Origin of the sequence: Microcoleus sp. A003_D6, assembly GCF_036702825.1 — a bacterium.
GTDB lineage: Bacteria > Cyanobacteriota > Cyanobacteriia > Cyanobacteriales > Microcoleaceae > Microcoleus.
Window position 1 is genome coordinate 1 of sequence record NZ_JAUBWA010000276.1, and the last position, 2,080, is coordinate 2,080.

Sequence of the window (2,080 nt, forward strand, 5' to 3'; positions counted from 1 at the left end):
GTACGCAGAGCCCATGCTCAATCAATGAAAGACTGCTGCAAGCGGTGGCGGCCATGTAGGGATGACTACGGCATTTTAGAATATTAAAATACGCATCAATTTTATCCGCCCCTTGGATGCCGGGACAAGCACAATGCGTCAAATAATTTCATATTTTTTACTGATCTTTTCGGGATGGACGCTATCTTCACATTTTTGCGTCATACTAGGGCTTAACTTAAAGGCTCTTTTGGTTCTATCTCCAGTTTTAATTTTTTTGCTTATTTTTTCTCACCATATAATTCAAAAAACAAAAAATCTGATTACAGAAAAAAGGCAATACTATTATTATTCGAATAAAAAAATTAGGAAGGTCTCCGCGTTTCTATTAATCGCTTCACTGCCGATCATGAGCTGGTCATGGGCAGCATTCTGGGCGACTTCATCTGCCGCCTTGCTTCTTTGCATTTTCTATCGAAAAATAGAAGATCAAACAGAAATATTTTCTTCGAAAATAAAAGAAAACAAATTTAGCTCTGCATTCGTCGCATTTATTTCGCTTGGCGCGATCATTTTGGCATACAGCGTATCCAGAAGCGATCTTGATGATTCATTCTATCTTGCAGTCGCATCCTATACATCCTCAAATCCGTCGACTGCTCTTATATCCATCGATCCAATGCTTGGCGAATCAAATTATCCATTGATATTTCCAAGCTATCGATTTTCGTCTTTTGAGCTTCTTTCTGGAGCAGTCGCTCATTTGTTCTCGGTTCCGGCAATGGACGCATATTATATTTACTTGTTGCCGTTCTGGGTCATAGCCGCTGTGGCGGCGAATTTTTTGTTAGCTAAAGAGTTCATTCCCAAGCATTGGCTGCTGGCTGGAACCTTGGCACTTCTACTTACGCTGCTGCTAGGAGAGATGCATCGTAGCCCGGCAAATTTTTCATTTGTGAGAATATTCCAAGGGAAAGCAGTTTTTCTGTCGGTGATTGTACCAACAATATTCTATCTCACTCACCGCTTTTTTTCTGAGCGTGGAACAAGCACAGATTTATTATTGATTGCTTGTTGCCAAGTATCTTCCATAGGCCTAACAAATTTCGGGATGCTAATGGGCCCGATTGCTGGATTTGCGGCCATTGTATCAAATTTCCCCTTAGCCATAAGATCTAATTATAAAAAGATCTATTATGCGGCCCCTTCTTTATTGATTCCTTTCCCATATCTGATGGATGTGGCGATGGAATCAAATGGCTCTCCGATACTGAATTTTGAGTCAGAGAGTGCATCTCATGTATGGGTATCGGTATTTGGAATTAATCAGCAGTATTTGCTTGGATTTTTAATCTTAGCGGGCCCGGTACTTGCAAAGGATGTGGTGCTGAGGTGGAGACTGGCAGTCCCGGCTTTAATTTTCTTCCTGATTCACATAAATCCTTTTTTTTCAGATTTTATTTCAAAGAATATAACAACCCCACCAGTGTATTGGCGCATAACTTGGTCATTCCCATTTGTTGCATTTGCAGCAGTTTCTTTGTGCATAATATTCAGCGAATTGTTAGATAAAAAACTTCGAAGCATTAATATTTTCGTGATATCTGTTGCAGTAGTCTTGCTGATTGCGTACTCCATTCCATTCAATACTCTGCGCCAGAAAAACATTGGGGAATTCGACGGTTTTGCCACATGGAAAATCCCGAGCAAACATCTTCTTGTTTCCACGAGGGCAATGGCATTTGATAATGGTGGCGGAAGACTCCTTGCTCCCGATGATATTGCAGGAGTAATTTCCAGATTTGAGAATCACCCTAAATTGATAAGCTCAAGAGGGCTGTACCTCGACTTGATGAGGCCTTTCATTCGAGAAGATGACTATACGCGGAGAAAAATTCTTCATAATTTCGTAACTGGGTCTGGCGAGATGCGAGGGGAGGATGTTAAAGCCGCAATTCGCACGCTTGATGTTTCAATAATTGTTTTGAATTTCGAGAGGGAGAATCCTAGCGTCTTGAGAATACTTGAATCACAGGAATTTGAGAGAAGAGAACTGGTAAATAATTATACAATCTGGACAAGGCGCATATAATGTGAGCTT

1 protein-coding gene is annotated in these 2,080 nt (G+C 40.8%); it reads left to right on the top strand.

Annotation, left to right across the window (positions count from 1 at the left end):
• Positions 1 to 133: 133 nt before the first annotated feature.
• Positions 134 to 2,071 carry a DUF6077 domain-containing protein gene (locus tag QUB70_RS32380; RefSeq protein ID WP_332985899.1) on the top strand — a complete coding sequence of 646 codons (1,938 nt, stop codon included), beginning with the start codon at positions 134 to 136 and terminating at the stop codon, positions 2,069 to 2,071.
• Positions 2,072 to 2,080: the final 9 nt, after the last annotated feature.